This is a genomic window from Flagellimonas sp. (genome assembly GCF_965222555.1).
GTDB lineage: Bacteria > Bacteroidota > Bacteroidia > Flavobacteriales > Flavobacteriaceae > Flagellimonas.
Genome location: NZ_CBDCUG010000005.1, coordinates 642,364 through 664,594 on the forward strand (window position 1 = coordinate 642,364; position 22,231 = coordinate 664,594).

Sequence of the window (22,231 nt, forward strand, 5' to 3'; positions counted from 1 at the left end):
ATAATGTGGTCTAACATAATAAACGTCTTTACAATTTCTATTGATTTAATTTTACTTTTCATGCTTTTTTCACTTCCAGCAAAAAGAACAGAGAAAAATAAATCTTTAATACTTCTACTTAACGCCTTACTCATACATCTTTTGGCTGAGCAATTGCTAATCAAAAGTTTAATTTCAGTTTACACATTTTCGATAATTACAGTTTCTATGGTCATAATATATGGTCCTTCTTTATATTCCTATACAATGAATCTTTACGGATTAAAAACAAAAGGTGTAGGTTACCATATTTTTTTCTATGAACTGATATTGCTTTTTATATGGTATATGAATCTAAATACAGATTATATTTTTCCTCAATGGGCATATAGTCTTTATTACACCAGTATATTAATTGTATATTTTTTATTTAGTCTTTCAGTAATTAAAAACAATAAAAAAGAATTTGATAAAAATAATTCATGGTCTGTATGTTTAGGTGTTGGTTTTGGAGTACTGGTGTTGTTACAAATTATGGAATCATTATGGATAAATTTCAATAGGGTTTCAGCAGTTGAAACTGCTTATTTGTTTACCATGTTGCAAAACGTTTCTTGTTGTCTTTTTATGTTAATGACCATTAAGCAAATCGTTACAAATCCTCAATTATTCTCTGGAGTACAAATTCGAATTTTAAATTCATCTAAAGCTGGTATTAATATCCAAGAACTAAATCTAATCTTGGAATTTGTCAAAACAAAAAAGGCCTATAAGGACCCTAAACTTAATCGTCACATTATTTCTAATGCTACTGGACTAAACACTAACTTAATTTCAAAAATTATCAATTCAGCTTTCGGTAAAAATTTAAATGTGTGGATCAATGATTTTAGAATTGAGGAGGCAAAAATTTTTCTTAAAGAGACTTCATTAAGTATAAAGGAGATTTATTTTGAGGTTGGTTTTAATTCTAAATCTGCTTTCAATAATTCTTTTAAAAAGAAAGAAGGCCAAACACCTTCTGAATATCGATTAAGGCACAGCTAACCATTTCATGAATGCTTAATGCATTTTTTGGTTCTGAATTACATTTCAAAACCATTACTGCCATTTTATTGGTTTTTTTTGAACTTCAAAAATTAAGTTAGCTGCCATGAAATTCAAATTAAACTAATTATTTACGTTAACACCATTAATTGATACTTCTATACCAATTTAACCATCAAGTGTATAAGTTGTAACAATTGCCACTCTTAATGCTCCTGATGGTTTAGCCTTAGATTAATCCGAAACCTTGCTACCAAGAAGTATTAGAAAAACACTCCAAGAGGTACAATTAATGAGGAAATAGGTTTAATGACATTGAGTGCAAAAAAAACAGTTTACTCCTTGGTTTTGTGAAGAAATCGAGGCAGTTACAATTGAATAGAACTAATCCATGCACTGTAAAAAGAACATGAGTATTAAAGTCAGTAATTTTTTAAGAGTAACAAGCATATTAACCATGTTAGGTTTAATCTTGACGTCTATTGGATGCAATAAAGATGATAACCCACAATCGTCCATTGATAATCAACCATCTAATTCAGAAAACTCTTCGTATAACTATTCTATTCCTGAAGAAAAACAAGATGGTTGGTCAATTGCAAGTGTTGAAGATGTTGGCATCGATAAGATTTTGTTAGAGGAAGCTATCTCAAAAATCGTTGATGGCAACTTCGTGAAAATTTCTTCCGTTTTAATAGCTCGTGATGGTAAGTTAATCGTTGATGAACTATTTCGAACAACTTTGGATAATAATGATGCTGCAGTACGCAACACGAACTTGAACATCCATACAATGCAATCAGCTACAAAAAGTTTTACTTCAGCACTTATGGGCATTGCAATTGACAAGGGCTATATAAATTCAATTGAGATAGGTTTTTACACCTTATTCCCTGGATACAGTAGTTTTGAAAACTGGAGTGATAGTAAAAATGATATCACCTTAGAAAATGTCTTAACCATGCAACATGGTTGGCAATATAACGAATGGGACTATCCGATAGAAAGTGATCAAAATACCCTTTTTTTCATATACCGTAATCACTCGGATTTTGTAAAAGGCCTGTTAGACTTACCTATGTCGTCGGAACCTGGTAATACTTTTGTTTATTCTACCATGGCTTCTCATGCCCTAGGAGCCGCTATTAGTAGTAAATCCAATAAAAGTATTCCAGACTTTGCGCAAGAATACCTTTTTGGTCCTTTGCAATTTGGTACAGCATACTGGCTTTTTAGTCCAGCTAATAGGGCAATGACGGGATGTTGCTTATTTATTTCCGGAAGAGATATGACCAAACTTGGCCAGCTCTATTTAGATGAAGGTAGATGGAATGGAAAACAAATAATATCATCCGATTGGATTGAAAAATCTATAACCAGTGCTGTCCATTTAGATTTAGGGTTTACAGATGGATATGGTTATCAATGGTGGATGAAAGAATTTATAGTAAATGGACAATCTATGGACACCTTTTTTGCGGCTGGTAATGGTGGTCAATTCATTTATGTATTTCCAAGTTTAAATGCTGTAATTTCTTTTACCGGAGAAAATTACGGTTCTCAAACCATGTATCAAGTCACATCCTTACTCGAAGACTACCTTTTAAAAGCATTTAAGTAAACCTATCGGAAATAGATAAAAGTTGACAATAAGTAAAGATTTGGGATGAATAAAGTAAAAGATAATGTCTTGGTAAATATCTATGGGTATTTTTGGCCTTACAATTTTAATTTCATGGATTCTTTGGAGCCCTTTGTATATCTCGGAAGAGATAAATGAATTCTGGGTGCTTCCCGGTGCTTGGGGACCAACCATTGCAGCAATCCTGTTAACATTGGTAAATTCAGGGAAGGTTGGGCTAAAGAAGCTGCTTAAAAAATTACTCATCTGGAAAGTGAATGTTAAATATTACCTATTCGCAATTTTTGGACTTCTAATCATAGGATTGGTTTCTGTCAATGTTTATGTTATTCTAGGAGGTAATTTACTTGATATTACAGTGGTTTTAGAAGGAATGGGAATGGATAATGGGGATTTTGGTTTAGCACTGTTGTTACTTCCTGTTTTCTATTTGATCAATACCTTGCTAGGTGGTCCAATTGCTGAGGAACTGGGATGGAGAGGTTACGCTCAAGAATTACTACAGAACAAATACAGTCCCAATGTCTCTGGTCTCATAATTGGATTTATATGGAGCATATGGCATTTGCCCCTATTCATTTTTTTACCTAAAGCGGTAGGCTCAATGCCCATTTGGTTTTACATTCCTTTGATGACTTCAATGGGATTGGTATTCTCTTGGTTATACAATAAAACCAATGGAAGTGTTCTCTTGGCCATTTTACTTCATGGAGGAATGAATTTCACACATGGCTTTCTTGGGGCAGATGTTTTTAAAGATTTGAAACTGCTTTCAATTCAAGTTTTATTAATAATCATTTTGACTATTGTACTCTCAAGAAGAAATACCAAAATACATCAGTATAAGGCGGATGAAAGTATGTGAGCTTGTAAAATTCGAGTTAGCAAGTCCTATTATGCTAAATCAATGATTAAAAGAATCGAAATGGTAAAATTAATAATGTTAATATGATTAAAAAACAACTACCCTTAACCATCTTAAGTCTGATCTTCATATTGTTTATTTTCAAGTATGATAAGGTTAATGCACAAGAAAATTACAGAACAATGCCATTTACGCATTCGCCTCTGCATGCTATGAAAGGTGCTTTGAAAATTTCTGATGCAAACGATTCTATTGCTATATATAGTTTTAAAACAGAAAATAACAAGTTAAAAAGTATTATTTATCAATTAGATGGAGAACCAAAACCTTTTTACGAAAATTACACCTCGAGCACTTTTGTTTTTGCATCAATAAATGAATTCGAATACAGAGAAAATGAAATTATTGTTAGGCATTTTGACCACCTACTAAGACCTTATAAAGATAAACCAGCCATCTCTAAATACAAATTAGATGGTAAAGGGAGGGTTATTCATCTGGCTTACTTTGATAAGGATGGAAATGCAACAGAATTAAATGGAATCCACAACTATAACTGGAAGTATTTTAAGGATAAAATAGGTGAGGTTAGATACAACAATGACGGGACAATTCAGCCTATTAATAGTTGGTTTCCCTATGAATGGGTTCTTCTGGAATTTGATAAGGATGATAATCTCATGTCGATCATAGAAACAGATGAAAACTGGAACGCTAAAGACGATTCAGTTATGATTCAATTTAGAATCGAAAGTAATGAAATTACAAAGTGGGTAGCAATTAATACAAAAACTAATCAAAAAACAAGTAATACTGGCTCAGGTGCAAGTGAAACACGCCATGATTATGACTCCAATGGCTATTTAATTAGAACTAGATTCTTTGACACGAAAGGTAATAGAATTAAATCTAAATGGGGGCACATGGGGTTCGTTAGGAAGTATAACAATTATGGTAATCGACTGAGTTATAATTTTATTGGCATTAATGACAAAAAAATAGTATCGGCTAGAAAATACAGTGGGCAAAAGTTTGTTTGGGATTCAAAAGGTCGATATAGAATACTCACATATTATATAGATACAGAAGGAGACCCAATGGTGAGACCAGCTGTTGGGTACTCCCAAATTGAATATATTTATGATACTGATGGTGTAGAAATAGGCAAAGTATTTAAAGACATTGAAGGAAAAATTTTCTGCGAAGAAAATATGGAATCATTTATACTTTTAAAAAATCACGACAAGAAATTCCGAAAAATAAACATCTGTAGTTAGTTGCAACAATATAATTATTTAAAAAACCAAGTAGATAAACAAGCGATGTTCTTGTGCTATTCTGCAAGCATAGCATCATATTTCTTAGACTCTTTTGTAACGGCAGGATTATTATCTTCCTAAATTACATATTAAATAATTATGGTAAAACAATAAGGTTGGAAGACATCTATCATACTGAAATTCTATTTTTTTCTATCGCGGTAATTCTATTTTTTCTGCAAAGGATATTAAGGAAGTTCAAATAAACCATACAAACATGCTATTTCCCGTCCTATTCATCGACAAAGTATTTCCTTATAAATTAAAAAATTGTACTTTGTTCATTCAACATTCTTCAAATTGTTAACCCACTGATTAGCCAAGTTTTTGAAAAGCTTTTTTACTAAATCGTTTTTTATACTTTTTTTATTTGTTACCTCAATCGAAGTATACTGCCAAGATATTTCCATTGAGAACAAGACAGAAGATATTATAATAAAAAAGGATACTTCTTTTGTAAAGCATGTGAATGTAACATTTAAGAAGAGTGATCAAGTTCTTCTATATCCAATTTTTTATGATAGTGAGCTTGAGAAAATATCAAATATCCAAGTATATACTAAAAAAGGGAGTCGTTTTAAACCCTTAAAGGACAAGGTTGTTGTAGAAGACGATGTAGAACTTGAATACATCGCAAGTAAAAAAGTAAAATCCGTTTTTATACCTCCGGGTGCCGAAGCTAGGGTCTCTTATACCGTTGACTGTAAGGAGCTAATGTACTTTGCGGATTTGCGATTTTTTTCAAATAATAAAATAGATACTTTAAAATACAACATAACTGTTCCCAATACATTCCAGTTCGCCCATAATACAATTTATAAAGATTCACTTAAGTATTTGAGTGTTGACTCCATAAGTTCCGCAACTATGACCAAATGGAATATTGAAGTTGTACCGGAAAAGACAGAACCAGATCTCTTGGCTCTCTTTGGAATATATAGAAACAAAAAGGCGCCTTTAATGAGAACCATTGTGGTGCCCTCATCCTACCAAGGCGATGAGATGAAATATATGAATGATTGGTATCTACAAAAAGTAGAAACTAAAAGAGGGCTGAACCCCAAGGTGCTCCAAAAAATCAATGAGCTAACTAAGGGAAAATCTGAACCCATGGAGATAATTGATATTCTTTACAGTTATGTGAAGAACAATTTTAAATACGTGGCCATTGAAATAGGTATGGGAGCATTTATTCCAACCCATGCCAATGAGGTCTTTTCAAATAAAGAAGGGGATTGCAAAGACCTATCAAATTTTCTTTCGGAAGCTTTAAATTATAAAGGAATAGAAAGTCATATTGCACTTGCGGCCACCTATGATCACATTAGCGATTGTGATTTTCCTTCATTGAGCGCTGCAAATCACGTGGTATGCTTAGCCTATTTAAATGATAGTCCCATAATTTTGGATCCCACTGACCCTATTCATTCTCCGAATACACCAGTTCAAAGTATACAAGACCGTTCCATATTAGTTGTCAATTCCAATGGTGGAGAGTGGCACAAAGCGCAAAGCTTTACTCCTAGTCAGAACTTGATTGATTATAAAATAAACTTAAAGGAAGATTCTGATAAGATGTTGATGCGAGGTGGGTTTGAAGTAAAATACAATGGGATTTCAGGTAATTTTTTACGCCGTGAATTTGAACACTTGGACCAGGAAAAAACCAACGCTTCTATAAAAAAACACTTCAAATTGGTTTTTGGAAATCATCCAATTGGAGATTTTACTGTGACCCCTCAACCCAAACTAGTCGAAGCAAATGGGAAATTGTCCATAAATGGAAAAATATTCAATGATGCGGACAGTCGAATTCTGTTTCTTGATTTTTTGCCACAGCCGTTGGAAACACAAGAACGGGGTGAACTACTGGAAGGAACACATTTGGGAAGTAATTTAAGCAAGAAAGTGCGTTTGAAGATTGAAATGAAAGCAGGTTTTCAGGTTTTCAAGCCAATTGAACATAATTTTACCAACGAAGGCGTTTCTCTGACATTGAAAATATCCTCCCCCAACTATTCTACCGTTGTCATTGACTATGACTTTATTTGTGACCACAATTCAGTTGACAAAGAAAATTCCAAAGCCATAAACGAGATTTTAACCTCCTTTAAAAAAATTGTAAATGACCCCATTATTCTTAAGAAAAAAGGTTGAAACATATATTGTTTTATACATTTTAATTGCATTGCCAATCGGCCTTTTAGCTAATGACAGCATCCCCAAATCTAACTTTCTTGAGCATTGCAAAAAATCGGATGCTTATTTAAAATATTCATACATCGACGTCACCTATTCCAAAAACTGGGGCAGTTATAGAAGATTCGTTTCGGTAAACAATAAACTGATTGTAAATAGTAGGGCCGGGGTTGAAAAGTTTGCTTACTTAAACTTGACGGAGTATATGAGCAATAACATATACGAGATTGAGGTTAAGACCTTAAAAGCAGATGGAACTGTTATAGAATTAGATTCCAGTAAAGTTTTCCAACTAAAGTCCAACGAAAAGAAATTAGGACCGATAAATTATCCCATTCCCGGGGTTGAACCTGGGGACACAATTGAAACCTCCTATACATATACTAAATACACCAAGATGCATGAAATGATAGATTTTGTGAATCTATATGCAAATGTTCCAAGCCTGAATAGTGAATATTCTATAAAGTCCGATCCGGAACTCCTTGTTAGGTATAAAACATACAATGGGTTTCCCGAACCTCAAATAATATCAAACGACACATTGATCTACTGTGTATTTAAAATGGAGAAAATTAAGGGTCTTGAGGAAAACGAGAATACCTGTACACCTTGTGAATTGCCATACATGTATTACTCCATGGAAAAACGCGATAGCGAACTTAGAAAATGGAAGGATGTGTACAATCAGGAATTCAATTTCATTACCCAACCTATTTCCCTAGATAATAAAAACTCATCGTATTACGGCAGATGGAAAAGGAACGTGATCGGTGAAGCGAAGGATAGCAGTAAATATTACAAATTCAAGCTTTTGCACCAAGATGTCCTGAACAATATTAAAATGGAACCGCCTAAAAAAGGTGAATTATTGAAACCCAGTGGCTATTTCCTTAAGGAAAAACGCTTTAACCCACTTAGTATCCGTAGACTATATAGGAGATTATTAGAGGACTTGGAGATTAAATATTGGGCCGTATTTGCCCGAAGCAAACGTGGCGGAAAAATTGATCCTTATTATATTAGAAAAGGGGAGTACGATCACATATTTTTTGCCTATAATGATGAAAAGGGCGTAATGAACCTACTTTATCCCCACGAGGCCCTTTACAAATACCAGATTAACGAAATTCCCACCTCAATTTACAATACAGATGCCGTTATAGCTCAACCCTATCTGACAAAGAAAATCAGAAAAAAGGACAAATTTATTGGATATGACCTTGAACTGGCCGAGGCCGATTCAGTTACCGTGAACATGGTCAAGTTACCGGGGCCCAGCTCGCATCACAATTATGTGAAACAGGTTTTTTACAGCAACGTCGACCTAGAAAAAAAGGTGACTCCAGTTAAATATCGATTTTCTGTTTCAGGGGGACTGTATACCGAGTTGAAAAGTTTTTTTGAGTTACTGGCACAAGACGAAGAAGCCAGTGATTTTTATGAAGCATTGGATGAATTTGAGGGAGACGAAGACCTGATAGAAATCGACACAATTACCGGAGCAAAGTTTAAGGACGTCAAACCTTTTAGCTATACAATGAATGCGGAAGGCACTTTGAACGGCGCCATGTCCTTTTTAAATAGCCAAATGGTCAGTGTTTCACTCGACAAACTGATTCAACACAATCAAATTGAAAGTGATCAGGAAACGGCCGACCTAAATTATTATCTGGATTATGGTTATTCGGATTATTTGATGGCAATATTTAAGTTTCCGGGTGATGTGGAAATTCTGGATATTGATGGGTATGATGTTGATTTTAAAAATGATTATGGGGAGTATCTATTTAAATTAAAATTAGTGGGAGGAAATGAGGTTACGCTTCAATCCAATTATAAGATCAATAAGGAAATGATTCCTAAAGATGAATACGGACACTTGAAGAAAATAAACCAATTACTTCAGGAAATAAAGAACAGACGGATACTGATAAAGATTAAAAATTAACACCCTCAACAACAGTTTTAAGTAATTCCTTTGCTAAGTAAAAGATGTGATAGACATAAAACAAGCTGGATCGAAACAAGATAAATGATATTTTCTGAAAAACATATAGACAGTCAAAAAATAAATCAGCTTATTGGTAAACCTGTTCAAGTGGAATGGTTAAAACCAAGAACAAGTGGAGGGCCGGGACTTTTTCTAAAAAGGTTTGTCGATAAAACGGGATCGAGTGAAAAGCTTCAACTAGATTCTAAATGTAACTTTGAAAAAAGGAGGAATGGACTTTTATTGTACACTAATTTTTCGAACAAACGGACTTTGATTCCTTTACCATACAATGATATTCTTGAATTAAAAATCGTTCGTGGAAAAGAAGAAATTAACCCAACTCCGCTTTACCCAATGTGGATTTTAATGAAATTGGGGGTTTCGATTCTGAAAGCCAGATATTTCGGATTGAGAAGACATCAATATTCCATCGAACAGATGGAGTTAAGTCTGAATACCAGGAATTATGAAATGGATTTTGTTGCCAACGGATTTTTATTCGAAAGACAATTGGATTTTTTGCAAAGTTTGGACTTGGAAAATAAGCTAGTTGTCATGAGAAAGCAGGAATTTTTAAAAAAAAGGAGTTAAATTAAAGTTCAAATAAATGATGAGTGCGAAGCTAAGAATAGATGAAGAATTTATTTCAATTTGCCAACAGATTTTAAACGAAGATCATGATCTAAACTCTTGGGCGTCAATTGAAAGTTCTGATCAGTTCCAAACAGATAATTACTGCGGAGGATTTGATAAAACGGAAAATGAGTTTACTTTCAGTTTTTATAAAGAAAATGGAAAAGAATTTTGGTTTCAACTTCCACTAAGGGATGTAAATAAAGTTATCGCAGGAAGTATTACTGAGATAGAAATTCGGGAAGCAGAATACTAAAGTTCAAATATAAGGATAAGAATGGAAAAAACGGAACCGGATCAACAACAATTGGTTGAAGAACCAAAACATAAAAAAGATTATCTCACAATTGAATCCTTTATAAGAGCTTTTTCATTCATAAAGGGTATAATCCACTTTGTTGGAATACCCTTAATCTTAATTCTTGTGTTAAGATTGCAATTGGTACAGAAGAACTTAAAGGATGAGCAATTAGCCACAAAGAATGAGACCATTGCCCTTTTAGAGCAGAGAATATCTGATTTAGAGCGCGATAGGAGTGAGATCATTATCAACAGAAGGAATCAGGAAAAAGAGTTTTTTGAAGAAATGATAAATGAATTGAAAGATTCTGTATTAATTGAAAAAAATGCAAAACAGTTAGCTTATTACCATTTTTACAAATCTCGTCAGAGAGACCATGCTTTAAAAGGTTTATGGAATTTTTTCACGGATGATTTTTTAAAAGCACTTGATAGTATCCGTTATAAGAAGTTGAGTCAGGAACCCAATGAAGATTTATAGGAATTACTATTTAAATTAGATAGAAATGTTCTCGGCAAATAAAAGGGTTGAAGTCTGATAAAAAGATTGCCAATAGTATGTTTAAAAGATTCCTAACGCCCTACCGAATTGTCTTCAGCGTTCAGTGATTCAATTGATACCGACACCTGAACAATAAAGACGACTAAATAAGGCATTGCTTATGGCCACTGCTGTTTGAAAGGCAACTTCAAATAAACTTTCATACAATTGCCAACTTTCCCCAGTTCACCACAGTTCTGGTTTGGTTTACAACAATCATTTCAATTGCTTTGGCAACCCATCTACATTTACCATGTAATAATTCAGAAAGTAATTTTTTCATTTTCATATAGTGTTCTCGTAAAAGGGCCTGGCGGTTAAAGCAAGGCTCTTTTTAGTTTGGGGACGTGTCCTTCCTAACCGTAATCCTCCCTCTTTTGACAATTTCGAATTCAGGAATCTTATCTTTACTAAAATTCAAACAAAACTGAAAGCAAAAAATATACACCAAAACCCATAATTTATTCAAGTGCTGTAAGCCAATGAAAAAGAAAAACATCAGTTTTTTTAACGCAGCTGACGAGGCCAATAAGATGGAGGTTGACAGTCAATCATTCGAGGAGAGTTTGATATACAATGTTCTATTTCAAAGGAAACTGGTACTACAGGATGCATATTATATCAATTCAAGATACTTAAGAAGTCACGTGTTGGAAAATCCCTTTCATCAATTTTCTTTGTTTGAAGAAGCCTCACAAGAAGGTATTATTGTCCCTACAATTCGAAATAAAAACCTGTCTTTCTTCGATAATTTGAAAGAGCTGTCCAGTGACCGATTCTATGGTAAAAATGAACATAATTTGGATGTTAAGATATTAGAAAATCCAACTTATGAAGCATTCATTAAAAACTCTCAAAAAGGCTTAGATAAGGAAGGTGCTTTGGAAACAAATGATATCACTGATGTTGAATTTGCCAAAGGATATAAAAATCTTGTGGAAAAATTTATCATGGGTGATCATATCCCAATTTGCAACGTTGACAATGATGATTCCATACAGATTAGGACTCGAGTATGGCAGGCAACCGAGGAATGGAGAAATTCGAGCATAAAAGAAGCAATTTCGATTACAGGTAATGGGGGGCTAAGTCGTTCAGAGGCTTTCTTTGCCATTGCAAGAAATATTAAATCAGTGGCTCAAAAAAATAGAGTAAACTTTAATATCAACAAAGGGACTCATCTAGATTATAATTTGAAATTCTTGGAACAGGACTCTGAGAAATTTTTATCACTGAAAATTTTATGGTCATGGCTAAACAAATGCCATCACAAGAATTTGGCTGAAAATTTAGGCGCGTGTGTTAATTTTTCGTCATACAAACCTGATTCATATTATTTGGCGGATACGATATTCATCGATCAACCTGCAATTGAAATCAATGAGCCTTTTAAGTTGGATGTAACTTTACCTCCAATTGATATCCTAAGAAAGATTGAACCCGATAAGATTCTAAAAGTAAGATTGGGAAGAGGCGAACCTTATTTTGAGGCACTTCTTGATTATTCGTATGTCCAGTCTGTTCCCAACAGAGAGAGATTAGAGAAAACACTGATAAAATATTGCGAAGAAATAAGTAAACTGGTATCTCGAAGTAAGCGGATTGACACAACCATAAAATATGGGCGTTCTGAATTGTTCTCGCAATTAGTCAGTGGTGGTTCATCTTTAACCTCTGCTTCCATGTCAGGGAGTAACATCCAAATTTATTGCGCTGTAGTTGGTGCAATTTGTTTAACAATACCTATGATTGTTTCCAAGTATAAAGCTTATCGAACGGAGATAAGAGAAAAACCTCAAATACAGAAAATTGAATTAACTTTTTAAAACGAAAAGGGTAGGCATTACGCTTTTCCCACCCTATATTATTTGTAAAAAATGATGATTTACTATTCTTAAGATTGGAAAAATTCAAATAAAGGATATGAGTATAACTATCTTGATTCTGCTATTTATTACTATGATTGTTTTGACTGCCCGTGAAATAAGAAAAAAAGATGGAAACTCCACTTATGCCAAAATTTATTTCATTCTCGGAATAATATTTTTTTCTTTAATTGTTTATCTATTCGTAATGTTTCAATTTGTCGAAGGTTGGAGGGGAGTTTAAGAATAATGAGGGGAATGTTCTTTTGATTACATTATGGATAATTAATTATGGCTGAAAAGTTCAATTAAATGATTGGTTATTCAGCATTACATTTTGCATCATAAAATAGAATAATTGACATAGCAAGATTACATGCCCCCTATTTATATCAAATGATGATTTTTGTTTGATATTGCAAAAATGGCATTCACAATTAAAGACCTATTGCAGAAAAGAAAGGTAATAAGAACTGACGATTTTAAGTCGATTGTCCTCACAACTTACAACATAAGCGATTGTACTTTGGGGACGTTCTTCGTTTTTCATGACAATCACGTAACGACCATTACCCATATTAATAGCAGGTGAAAAGCGGTAGGACCAGTGTTCGCAGACAAAGGAGATGAATTTTTCGTCCTCCAGCCCTGTGTTGGCATTAAGGTTGATTTGTTTTGGAATGTTCTTTATAAGGGTCCTGAAGGCATCTTCACCAAAGTTTTTAGAGATGCCATTGTAGAAGGATCCACCTCTTTTTTTGGATTTCAACATGGCCGTTTTTAATTCCCTGCCCATTTGTTTGTTGTAAATTTTAGAGGGATAGGGAAATTCACGTTCAAGATATTCTTCGATATATGCATGGTCGACAACCCCTCTCATCAACTGTACCATCAGGTGTTTGATTGCCGCCTGTCTTTTACCTGTTACTCGATCTATCAAGAAGCCATTATAGCCCTCATTGCTGGGGCATTGCTGAGCGACTCCCGAACAAACAAAAAATAAGAGCAATATTCTTATTAAATTTTTCATCATCAGAAGTTGGGATATTTTGGGTGCCAGACGTAAAACTGCGCTACAGTATCTATCGTACCGTTACTTCCACACTTTACGACATAGGCCCTTTTGTCACGGTACCACGTCGGTTTGTGTTTTTTCAAGTACATGAAAAGGAGAAAGTGTCCATTGTCCAATCGTATGGGAGAGGAAAAACCAAAATAGGTCTTTGAGTAATCATCGGACACTGCTATTTCTTTGTCCAGGTCCTTTAATGTATGGTGGCTTTTTTCCGTAACGACCCTAGCAATGACAGAATCCATAATACTGCTCCCAAAATGTTCCGAAAGGTAAACACTGAAAGGTGTGGTCCTATCCTTGAAAAATTGGAGATCTTGTTTTAATTCGCTATCGATTTTTTCTCGTTCAAGGACCAAGGGGCGAGGATACTTGGACCTTAATGTAATTTGTGCCTCCCTTTGCGTGATTATACCTTGTTTGACAAGTGTATCGAGATGTGCCTCTACTTCAAGTTGGTGCTCAAGAATCTTTTCACTGACGAACTTATTATAGGAATGGATGCCCAAACATTCCTGGGCATCCATATAGCCGGTAATCAAATAAATTAATATAAAGCAAAAGCTATATTTCATATTCACAAAACGATACTAATCATTGGTGCAAGGTCTACCTTCTGCCATTCCCAAGTAATTTGTGCTCTCCGCGTCCACTACATTCTCGACGGCCAATTCAAAGTTCCCCTGCTCTTCTGGGTCGGAGAACTGCGTAGCGAATGTAGAGGTCATTTCCAGACCGTTCCATGCAAGATACTCATAATATTCATGGTCAAGGTTATATCCCCTGGCTTCACCGAATTCCTCAATTGCATCCGCGATGTCTTCCACCATGAACGATAGGGCTTGATGGTGATAATAATTCATGTAGTTCGTCGGATAAGTCTCATTTCGCTCCTTGGATACTTTGTACTTTACATATTCCTCGGCCAACGAGGAAAGATCTGAAAGCTCATCATCTTCAGTGATATTTCCATTTTCGATAAAATAATATAAAAGGGCGTGGATATTTTCGTGGATGGCTACACCATATATGGCGAGTTCGGTCGCCTCCTCCAAGAATTTGTTGTCGAAGACTATTACGAACTTATCGATATTCCCATTGCTGTCCAATTCAAAATCCGTATGTGCCCTTGAACCTGTTAAGTCTGCCGTAGAGTATTCAAGTTCGAACTCATCCTTTTTATCAAATACGTCACTGATTAGTTGAGATATGATATTGTCATTTATAGTAGAGGAAAAGATTACTTTCTTTTGACAATACATACTGTCGTCTATCTTAAATATTATTTTAGAAGGTTTGGTGGTGGTGGCAACTTTGACAGGATATGTGATTGTCCCTTCAAAATCGTTGGCGCCATAGTTGTAGTAATTATACTGGGCAGGTGGATTGGTAGGACCAGAATAGGGAACATAATTATAACTTGTTTCCACAGTGGTATTACTGTACTCATTGAGTTGGCCCACTCTGTCCCCATTACGGTCCATGTACCAATCTGTTGTGGTTGTCACCCGTTGCCAACCGTAGGTGGTCCCATCACCGCTGTCACCCCCGCAACTACCACCAGTTGTCTGGGGTTCCCTGCAATTGTTGTTGCCGTCACAAACACTACCTCGTTGATGACACCGAGCGGTACCCCCCACGGCCAAAGTTGCGCCATCTTTGGTACCCTCCGTGATTACACCTTGATACGGAGCGCCCTTTCTGTAGTATTGTGCCATCTGGACATAACCATTTTCATCAAAGACGTGTACTGTTCCCGTAAAAACTCTTTGTGTAAGACCAAAATATGAATTCTGTGCCTCTCCATTATGTGAATCTATCTTGACAATGCTGTAATTAACCTCCCCTGATTCATTATGATGTGCCAATAAAGTGTAATCGATATTTGTAATCTGCGCATCCTCAATCCTTGGAATTACTTGCTGTTGTACTGAATACTCATACCATGTGTTGCCATCAATGTTATGGGTCGTACGATTTTCCCAATCCACAACGAGATTCCCTTTAGGAATATTCTTGGCCTCGCTAAAGCTGTCCAAGTCGAACTTCAGTTCTACCTCATTGTCAAGCTCTGATGAATTTTCTAAATTTTCGATGTACGGATTTTCGCTGTCGCAACTTGCAATGATTAGGCAAAACAGACTCAGGCGTAAAAATTTGGTCATAAGTTTCATTAAAAATGTTTAATGGGTTAATAATAAAACAACTGATTATTTATTCAGTTGAACTGGTTTAGGAATCCAAGATGATCTGATTGATTCGAAACAATCACGAATGTTATAAGAAGATATTAGGGGAGTGCATCTTCAAAAGATTCCTAATGCTCCAAAGTTATATTATGAAATGAAGAAACTATTGCACCAAAACCTTAAAAAAACTGGGGGTTTTGTCTAATTCAATGGTATCCTGGCGGGCTGACACTGCAATCATTCTGTGCGGTTCTAAGCGTCCTTAAAGGGTGAGTGGGCTTCCTTTGGTCGCCTACTACCCTAAACTTACTAGAAACCACTTCTAATGGATTTATCAACCATCCTTGACGCCCAAAGATGAAATCTTTTTATTAACAGTTAAACAAGATATTATGAGTAAACAAAGTTCAAAAAAAGGATCCGATACAAATGTAAAAATACCCGTATAGAGTTCCAATTAATTCAAAACGTTCCGAATCCAGCCTTGTACACTCTGTAGATGTACAAAAATGAGATTCCCACAGTGGACGACTAAGAGTCCATATTTTTTGAGGTTAAAGCACATTTTGACCGCTCGTTTCTATAATCAATTCTTTTACAGAGCGTTGGTTGAAATTGCTTATTTTTAAAAGGTAAACCGACCTCTATGAAATCCTCATCGCTCTATATAGTATTCGCATTTCTCATGGCATCCATTGCCAGTGCCCAACATACCAAAACACTTGATAGCTTACTCAAAGTATACCAAAGTCAAGCTGAAGACACATCCAAAATCGGCACCATTAAACTTCTTTTTGATAGTTACTTGAACAATAATCTAAAGGAAGCAGAGAAGTACGTTATTGAAGAGCTAGAATTATCCCAAAAACTCGATTACAAAAAAGGAGTGGGAATGGCCTACTTGCATTTTGGGGTATTAGACGAATATCGCTCCCACTTGGATTCGGCCAAAATAGATTACAGCAAAGCCAGAATCATTTTTCAAGATATTGAACACCATGGATTAGAAGCGGTAGCCATCAGAAATTTTGCGGGTGTAGAATACAATTTAGGCAATTATGACGAGGCGCTTAAAATTTTAGACGAGGGTATAGCTACCTTAAACAAACATAGCAGTGATAGCACAGCATTAATTCCATTTTACCATAATAAAGGGTTGATACATAAATTTAAAGGGAATTACAGAATTGCCACACAGCAGGTTATCAAAGAACTGCGGATTCTTGAAAAATTGAACAGGCCTATCCAAAAGGCCGATGCTCTGAATTTGCTGGCAAGCACAGAAAGCATTCAAGCCAATTACGAGAAAAGTATTGAGTATAACCTGGAGGCTCTAAAAGTATACCGAGAATTCAATGATAAATTATTCGAAGTCAATGTATTAAATGACATTGGTCTCAATTACTATTCGCTTGAAAATTATGAACAGGCTATTGCGTATTTGGGAAAAGCCCTAGAGGTAAACAAGGTCATTAAAAATCAAAGCCTCAAATCTACCGTTCTAACCAATTTGGGAAATGCGTATGCCAAATCGAATCGACCAAGTGATGCCATAGACTATATCTCTAAAGGAATTGAAACTGCCGAAAAAATTGGAGCCAAAAACAAAATGGTGGAAGGGTATAATGCCCTGGCGGCAGTACATGCCGGGTTGAACAACAATAATTTGGCAATTTCTTATTATTCTAAGTCCATTGAACATATCAATAAAGGGGGTTCGAAAGCGAATCTGAGTAATGCTTATAAAGGGAGGTCAGAGCTCTACGCCAGGATAAATAACCACGAATTGGCCTATGATGACCATTTATACCATAAACAGTTAAGTGATTCCATATATAACAACACCAAATCACAGCAAATAGGGGAACTTAAGACGATATACGAAACAGAAAAAAAAGAGCAGCAAATTGCCATGCAAGAAAAGGACATCGCCGTTTTGGAGAAAGAAGCTCAAATAAGTTATCAGCAAAAATTACTCTTAGGAGGCGGATTAGGCCTTTCACTAATTGTACTGGGCCTGGGCTTCTATGGCTTTCATCAAAAGGTTAAAAGAAACAAGCTGGAAAAAGAAAAAGTTGATGCCCAATTGGCTTTTAAAAAGAAAGAATTGACCACCCACGCCCTTCATCTTGCAAAAAAGAACGAAGTGCTGGAAAACTTAAAGCAAAGGGTAACGGAGATACAAGGAAAAGAAACGTCAAGCGATTACCGAGAGCTTATCAGTACCATTACTTTTGACCAACAAGACGATAAACATTGGCAAAGCTTTACCCAATACTTTGAGGCGGTACATAAAGATTTCTCCAAAAACGCTGCACAGACCTATCCCACCATCTCCAAAAGTGAACTGCGACTCATGGCACTCATTCGAATGAATCTTTCATCCAAAGAAATCGCCAATATTTTGAACATTTCCGGCGAGGGCATTAAAAAAGCCCGCCAACGCCTTCGCAAAAAAATGAATCTAGAACGTCAAGATTCTTTGGAAACCACTATTGCGGCGCTCTAATCACTAGTAGCTACTTCCCATTAACCCAATAAAACAAGGCTTTACGGGCTTGTCCCCTTTTTGTCCCCACAGCATTTTTTTATACTGAAAACTAGCACTCTAAGTTTGGGATGTCATTGAAAATCAATCTAAGCAATGACAACCGTTTTGTGGTCTTGCTCGGTTAAGGGTTCCGGACAGTTACCGAGCGAGTCACACAAAATCCAATCAAGTTTAACCCACAAAACAAAAGGATTATGAAAACCAAAAACGCTCTTTTTCAGAAATTAGGTCTTTTGCTCATACTTGCGTTAACCCTATCATGCGGTAGCGAAGATATTGAAGATGTTGTAGTGCCAGACCCCACTGACCCAATTGGAGTAGAACCTTGTGATGACCCTTGTGCCAATCCCGACGAATGCCCCGATAAATGCGAAAACCCGGCTACAGGCCTTAACCAAGAATCATTTATGCCAGAGGGAACTGTCACCGAAACGGATGATGGCTATATGCTAGAGGGTAAATTGACCATTCCATTGGATTCTATTGGAGAAGTTGTATTCGAAAATGCCGATATCAATGTCTCGTTTAATGATGATGGTACATTAAAAGGTTTAACTGGAAATGTTGAAGTACCTCCGCTGGAAAACTTTTTTGAATTCGCACAACCGCTCCAGGCCGATATTGGATTCTACTCCGGGAAATATCTAAATGAAAACCGCAATTTTGAAATTGTTCTCAAGGACGATAGATCGTATTTTGTTTTCAACATACAAGCCAATATTGAGCTTAAAATTGGAGTCAATAATGATCCCAACGCTACCAAACCACTTTCAATAAGCCCGGGAAGTGCCGGTATAGCCCTTATAACAGATTATACAGATCCAATGTTCTTTTTCTCTATTGGAGGTGGCATTGCTGGCGGGGATGGAGAAGACAACAACAATAACGGTGGTGATAATAATGGAGGAGATAATGGTAATAGTAGCAATGATAGTAGATTGTTAGGTGTTAGTTTTGGGGGTTCTTTTGGGGGTAATATTGTTTACGAGCCCACCAATCCGGTTGATGATGTGGTAAGCTTTGGTGCCAAAACCGTAGTGGGTGGTTCCGCCTCTCTCTTCAAAATAGTTGAGATGAGTGGGCTCTTGTACGAGAACAAAGGTTTTAGTATTGACGCTGATTTACAAGACCCCTTGTCCTCTAATATTGGCGTTGGTTATCGCTCTGGTTTCAACGGAAAGATGGACCTAGCGCTTGAAATTAATTCGTTCATCTCCTTCGGTTTTCCGATAGCCTCAGGAAGTGCAGCAGTGGTTGCCGAAGCTTCTACCAATAATGGCATTGAAGCTAGGGCTTTTATAAACGGTGAAGTAGACCCGGATTTATCATGGTATCCCAATTTTATCCCTATTAAACCCGATGGCAGTTTGAGTGCAGATGGTTATGTAAACCAAGATGGAGTTTTTGATATTGGGGTTGAGGGAACCTTTAGTATTGAAACACCAAACAACCAACAGGGTATTGAGGGAGCCATGCGCTTTTCCAATCCTGCGTTTGAAATAGGGGGTACATACTTTAAAAACGATAAAGAATGGTCCGTACAAGCGGCCATAAAAAAAGACGAGAGTGAAGTGGTGGTCAGCGCACCGACCGATTTTGTTTCTGGCCTGGATGTGGAAATATCCCAAAGAATTGATTCGACTTTGACCGTTGCCCAAGATGCCCTTGCCAATTTGGAAAAAGCTGTCTCTGACTATGAATTTGAGTTGAGCCTACGAGGGTTACGACAAGTTTTACCAGGAGTAATCTCTACAGCTTTACAAACGATAGATGATAAAGTAGCTGAAGGGATTGATGAAGGGCGTAGAAGAGCCAGACAAGAGCTTGATCAACGCGGAAGGGTTCTCTGTAGTGATAATATTCCAAGTGTGGTCAACACTATAGTCAAACCTTATAAGGATGCCCTGATTCGGATGCGCAATGCGGTAAACAATGAAAACGACAATGACCAGACGAGGACCGAACTTGAAGCGTCCCTGCGGCAATTAGCAAGCTTAAATCACGTGAATAAGACCGTTACTGCCAGTATACAAAGTGATTGGAAAATCACAGGGTGCTTGGTACCCTTAACCACAAATAGGGATGTTGGCCTAAATTTTCAAGTATTAACCAATACTCAAGTCAATCAACTTAATACAGCAGCGGATAACGTTAAGTTCATTGCGGAAACCAGTGATATTATGATCAGTGCCCAGGCCATTTTTGATGCTGTGCCAACTCAAGAAATACTTGACCGCCTTGATCAGTTGAAACAAGATATTGCCAATCAGGTAAAATCATATTCAGATTTTGCAGGGGTTGGATTCATTAAAAATCATAATAGCAATGAATTTATCTTCTTTATTGAACAGGGTGGGGAACGAACAAATGTGGCAAGTTTTAATCTTTTTGACCCAAAATCCATTGTCAAAATATTGGTCCCGGATTTATAGGCTAAAGTTTTTGAATATGCGGAGTCATCCTAAACTAAGTTCGCTTTGTTGTCTGATTGCTCACCAAAATCCAATAAAGACAATCATGGAAATGTTAAACTTTGTTAAAAGGTGAGCCGTGCGGTGAGTCCAAAAATGCACCGTCTGGCAACCCTTTAATACAAGGCATTTTCAAGAAAAGTTCGAGTCCCGTCCAGACCGCTGAAAATTTATTAAATTTCAGCATGAAGCCCGTAAATCAATGATTTACGGGCTTTTTTATTTTATTCAGTTCCAAAAATACTATCTAAACCCATAAAAGGCGCGGAATTCGGTGCGAATCTCAACATTTGTCCTCATAACTTCTGACAAGCATGAATCCAACCATAACGAGTAATTCAAGTTCATCAAAAGCGAGCTACCATCGTCAAAAAAAATGGTTTAATAACCAACACTGAACAGCACAAATTACATCCCGTTTCGTTAAACCAAATGTGAGACGGGTAAAAAATTAAGATGACTCCTTTTGGCTTTCACATACTTTAATGTTAGTTCAGTCCTTTTGCTCTAGAAAAGATTTTTCATTTGTTCATCGATTAGGCTTAGATATCTTTCTTTATTTTTATCACTTAACACCTGCTGTGCAAGCTTTCGTTTCTTTTCAGACGGGGTATAATAATGTTCAAAAGATTTAGATTGAATATTCATATGGTGATTTACATAACGTTCTGTGAACTTATAATATTCAAGGCTTTTTGAATTCCATCTATGACTACGGTATTCTGAAAAAACACTCGAATAGACGTTTTTCAACTCAGAATTGTTTATAGCAGCTTCAACCTTCTCAGGATAATATTCTTCGAACCAGTTCAAAAATTGGTTCAAATGTCCTAGGTATATTTCAGTATATAGATAATTATCAAAACTATTTTCAAGGTTAGCATTATCCAAGTTGATAGCTTTTAGGTCATGGTTTCTCTCAACCAACATTTGTTCCCAATTCGTTTCAATATTTTGTTTGCTGTCATAATCCAAATTACCAACCTCATTCACTTTGGAACTCAAATAAAACTCTCTCATCTTGACTTGTAAAAATCCCGAATTGTCGGGGCTACTAATGCTGTCCACACTCTTATTTTTGTACCAATCAATATGAATAGACTCTTCTTTTGTAATATAAAAAAAAGGTGTGTTGGTAAAGAATTTTTCGCAACTCCCAAAGTAATAGGTCTGAGGTGCGTTTCTAAATATCTGATACGTGATTGGCTTAAACTTTTCAGTGGTCAAGGAAACTAATTTCGATTCCAAATTTCTCCGGTTAAACCTAAATTCCCCGTTAGCAGCAACGGTAGTTGAATCAACTATATAACCATCATTAAAATAATCAAAATGATCAATTACGTTCAGATAGATGATTTTAGAATTTGAAGAAACCAATTTTCCCGAAATCGAAGTTTCTTTCTTTTCTAAATTGTCTTTGCATGACAGGATTAATATTATGGCTAAAAAAAGAGATGTTTTCATTTTTTAATTTTTGTTATGAATACTATGCGTTATTTATTATGATTTGAAACAGTAGAACATTAATTCTATCCAGTCCTTAAAACACCTTCTTATAAATT

General features: G+C 35.9%; 16 protein-coding genes. 12 read left to right on the forward strand and 4 right to left on the reverse strand.

The window, feature by feature from the left end; genetic code table 11:
• The first annotated feature begins 60 nt into the window (after nucleotides 1–60).
• The 10 genes from ACOQO1_RS11395 (at nucleotide 61) to ACOQO1_RS11440 (ending at nucleotide 12,347) form a co-directional block, all read left to right on the forward strand.
• Complete coding sequence (locus ACOQO1_RS11395; protein WP_420603000.1) at nucleotides 61–1,026, forward strand: helix-turn-helix domain-containing protein; 966 nt, start codon at nucleotides 61–63, stop codon at nucleotides 1,024–1,026.
• A gap of 409 nt (nucleotides 1,027–1,435) precedes the next feature.
• Nucleotides 1,436–2,647, forward strand: a complete 1,212-nt coding sequence (locus ACOQO1_RS11400) for a serine hydrolase domain-containing protein (protein ID WP_420603001.1) — start codon at nucleotides 1,436–1,438, stop codon at nucleotides 2,645–2,647.
• Between the two features lie 82 nt (nucleotides 2,648–2,729).
• Complete coding sequence (locus ACOQO1_RS11405; RefSeq protein WP_420603002.1) at nucleotides 2,730–3,533, forward strand: CPBP family intramembrane glutamic endopeptidase; 804 nt, start codon at nucleotides 2,730–2,732, stop codon at nucleotides 3,531–3,533.
• Nucleotides 3,534–3,616: 83 nt separating this feature from the next.
• Nucleotides 3,617–4,810: a hypothetical protein gene (locus tag ACOQO1_RS11410; RefSeq protein WP_420603003.1), complete on the forward strand. Its 1,194-nt coding sequence runs from the start codon at nucleotides 3,617–3,619 to the stop codon at nucleotides 4,808–4,810.
• Nucleotides 4,811–5,179: 369 nt separating this feature from the next.
• Nucleotides 5,180–7,009, forward strand: coding sequence for a transglutaminase-like domain-containing protein (locus ACOQO1_RS11415; protein ID WP_420603004.1), 1,830 nt, complete (start codon nucleotides 5,180–5,182; stop codon nucleotides 7,007–7,009).
• Entirely contained in the window at nucleotides 6,978–9,002 is a 2,025-nt protein-coding gene (locus ACOQO1_RS11420) for a DUF3857 domain-containing protein (RefSeq protein WP_420603005.1), read from the forward strand. The genes ACOQO1_RS11415 and ACOQO1_RS11420 overlap by 32 nt, the downstream gene beginning before the upstream one ends.
• A gap of 84 nt (nucleotides 9,003–9,086) precedes the next feature.
• Nucleotides 9,087–9,638, forward strand: a complete 552-nt coding sequence (locus ACOQO1_RS11425; protein ID WP_420603006.1) for a hypothetical protein — start codon at nucleotides 9,087–9,089, stop codon at nucleotides 9,636–9,638.
• Between the two features lie 16 nt (nucleotides 9,639–9,654).
• On the forward strand, nucleotides 9,655–9,936 hold the full coding sequence (locus ACOQO1_RS11430) for a hypothetical protein (RefSeq protein ID WP_420603007.1): 282 nt from the start codon (nucleotides 9,655–9,657) through the stop codon (nucleotides 9,934–9,936).
• 21 nt (nucleotides 9,937–9,957) lie between these two features.
• Nucleotides 9,958–10,461, forward strand: a complete 504-nt coding sequence (locus ACOQO1_RS11435; protein WP_420603008.1) for a hypothetical protein — start codon at nucleotides 9,958–9,960, stop codon at nucleotides 10,459–10,461.
• A gap of 542 nt (nucleotides 10,462–11,003) precedes the next feature.
• Nucleotides 11,004–12,347, forward strand: coding sequence for a hypothetical protein (locus ACOQO1_RS11440; RefSeq protein WP_420603009.1), 1,344 nt, complete (start codon nucleotides 11,004–11,006; stop codon nucleotides 12,345–12,347).
• 484 nt (nucleotides 12,348–12,831) lie between these two features.
• On the opposite strand, the gene ACOQO1_RS11445 is transcribed toward ACOQO1_RS11440, so the two are convergent.
• From ACOQO1_RS11445 to ACOQO1_RS11455, 3 genes are read right to left on the reverse strand one after another with little or no spacing between them, the layout of a single operon-like run.
• Nucleotides 12,832–13,419: a hypothetical protein gene (locus ACOQO1_RS11445; RefSeq protein ID WP_420603010.1), complete on the reverse strand. Its 588-nt coding sequence runs from the start codon at nucleotides 13,417–13,419 to the stop codon at nucleotides 12,832–12,834.
• On the reverse strand, nucleotides 13,419–14,000 hold the full coding sequence (locus tag ACOQO1_RS11450; protein WP_420603011.1) for a hypothetical protein: 582 nt from the start codon (nucleotides 13,998–14,000) through the stop codon (nucleotides 13,419–13,421). Before ACOQO1_RS11450 ends, ACOQO1_RS11445 begins: the two co-directional genes overlap by 1 nt.
• A gap of 48 nt (nucleotides 14,001–14,048) precedes the next feature.
• A complete protein-coding gene (locus ACOQO1_RS11455; protein ID WP_420603012.1) occupies nucleotides 14,049–15,632 on the reverse strand; it encodes a hypothetical protein in 1,584 nt (527 codons plus the stop codon).
• A 661-nt stretch (nucleotides 15,633–16,293) separates the two neighbouring features.
• Between ACOQO1_RS11455 and ACOQO1_RS11460 the strand changes: the two genes are divergently transcribed.
• Both ACOQO1_RS11460 and ACOQO1_RS11465 read left to right on the forward strand, forming a co-directional pair.
• The gene (locus ACOQO1_RS11460) at nucleotides 16,294–18,156 is read left to right on the forward strand and encodes a tetratricopeptide repeat protein (protein ID WP_420603013.1); all 1,863 of its coding nucleotides are present in this window, start codon (nucleotides 16,294–16,296) and stop codon (nucleotides 18,154–18,156) included.
• Between the two features lie 236 nt (nucleotides 18,157–18,392).
• Complete coding sequence (locus tag ACOQO1_RS11465; RefSeq protein ID WP_420603014.1) at nucleotides 18,393–20,630, forward strand: hypothetical protein; 2,238 nt, start codon at nucleotides 18,393–18,395, stop codon at nucleotides 20,628–20,630.
• 546 nt (nucleotides 20,631–21,176) lie between these two features.
• On the opposite strand, the gene ACOQO1_RS11470 is transcribed toward ACOQO1_RS11465, so the two are convergent.
• Nucleotides 21,177–22,133, reverse strand: a complete 957-nt coding sequence (locus ACOQO1_RS11470) for a hypothetical protein (protein WP_420603015.1) — start codon at nucleotides 22,131–22,133, stop codon at nucleotides 21,177–21,179.
• Nucleotides 22,134–22,231: the final 98 nt, after the last annotated feature.